At 50.1% G+C, this 2043-nt stretch carries 1 rRNA gene; it reads left to right on the top strand.

The window, feature by feature from the left end:
* Positions 1-2043: ribosomal RNA gene (locus KGF38_RS19930) — 23S ribosomal RNA — on the top strand; the annotation flags it as partial.

The raw sequence follows: 2043 nt of genomic DNA, 5'->3' as shown, positions 1-2043 counted from the left end.
AACGAAGAGGTATCGTAATTGAAGAGGTTTGGAAAGACCCACCACAGAAGGTAATAGTCCTGTATGTTAAACGAGAAGACTTTAGATATGATCCAGAGTACCACGGGACACGTGAAACCCTGTGGGAAGCAGGAGGGACCACCCTCCAAGGCTAAATACTACCTAGTGACCGATAGCGTATAGTACCGTGAGGGAAAGGTGAAAAGAACCCCGGGAGGGGAGTGAAATAGAACCTGAAACCCTGCACTTACAAGCTGTGGAAGCACATTTCTTGTGTGACCGCGTACTTTTTGTAGAACGGGCCAACGAGTTACGTTAAGTAGCAAGGTTAAGCACTTAAGGTGTGGAGCCGTAGCGAAAGCGAGTTTTAACTGAGCGTTCAGTTACTTGACGTAGACCCGAAACCGGGCGACCTACCCATGAGCAGGATGAAGCGAAAGTAAAATTTCGTGGAGGTCCGAACCCACGAGCGTTGAAAAGCTCGGGGATGACTTGTGGGTAGCGGTGAAATTCCAATCGAGCCCGGAGATAGCTGGTTCTCCCCGAAATAGCTTTAGGGCTAGCCTCAAGGTGAGAGATACGGAGGTAGAGCACTGAATGTCCTAGGGGGTATTGCACCTACCGAAGACTATCAAACTCCGAATGCCGTCATCTTATACTTGGGAGTCAGACTGTGGGTGATAAGATTCATAGTCGAAAGGGCAACAGCCCAGATCGTCAGCTAAGGTCCCTAAATGTAAGTTAAGTGGTAAAGGATGTGGGATTGCACAGACAACCAGGATGTTGGCTTAGAAGCAGCCACTCATTCAAAGAGTGCGTAATAGCTCACTGGTCGAGTGATCCTGCGCCGAAGATTTCCGGGGCTAAAACTTACTACCGAAGCTACGGCATCATTATGATGGGTAGGGGAGCTTCCCATACGGGTTGAAGCATGACCGTAAGGACATGTGGACAGTATGGGAGTGAGAATGTTGGCATGAGTAGCGAGATGTGGGTGAGAATCCCACAGGCCGTAAACCCAAGGTTTCCAGGGGAAGGTTCGTCCGCCCTGGGTTAGTCGGGACCTAAGCTGAGGCCGAAAGGCGTAGGTGATGGACAACAGGTTGATATTCCTGTACTACCGATAACCGTTTGAGAGATGGGATGACACAGTAGGATAAGCTAAGCACACTGTTGGTTATGTGTGCCCAAGCATTGAGGCAGTCAGAGTAGGTAAATCCGCTTTGATAATGCTGGGATGTGATGGGGAGCGAAATTTAGTAGCGAAGTAGCTGATTTCACACTGTCAAGAAAAGTCTCTATCGAGGTTAAAGGTACCCGTACCGCAAACCGACACAGGTGGGTGAGGAGAGTATCCTAAGGCCCGCGAGAGAACTGTTGTTAAGGAACTCGGCAAAATGACCCCGTAACTTAGGGATAAGGGGTGCCACCATCCGGTGGCCGCAGAGAATAGGCCCAAGCGACTGTTTACCAAAAACATAGGTTTCTGCTAAGTCGCAAGACGATGTATAGGAGCTGACGCCTGCCCGGTGCTGGAAGGTTAAGGGGATCTGTTAGAGCAATCGAAGCAGTGAACTTAAGCCCCAGTAAACGGCGGCCGTAACTATAACGGTCCTAAGGTAGCGAAATTCCTTGTCGGGTAAGTTCCGACCCGCACGAAAGGCGTAACGATTTGGGCACTGTCTCAACAACAGACTCGGTGAAATTGTAATTCCGGTGAAGATGCCGGATACCTGCGACAGGACGGAAAGACCCCATGGAGCTTTACTGTAGCTTGACATTGGGTCTTGGTACTACATGTACAGGATAGGTGGGAGGCTTTGAAACCAGGACGCCAGTTTTGGCGGAGCCATCCTTGGGATACCACCCTTGTAGTACTGGGACTCTAACCATAGGCCATGAATCTGGTCTTGGGACACTGTCAGGTGGGCAGTTTGACTGGGGCGGTCGCCTCCCAAAAGGTAACGGAGGCGCTCAAAGGTTCTCTCAGTACGGTCGGAAATCGTACGTAGAGTGTAAAGGCAAAAGAGAGCTTGATTGCAA

This window comes from Clostridioides sp. ZZV14-6387, from assembly GCF_020657835.1.
GTDB classification, from domain to species: domain Bacteria; phylum Bacillota; class Clostridia; order Peptostreptococcales; family Peptostreptococcaceae; genus Clostridioides; species Clostridioides difficile_A.
This window is presented reverse-complemented; position numbering and strand designations above follow the sequence as displayed.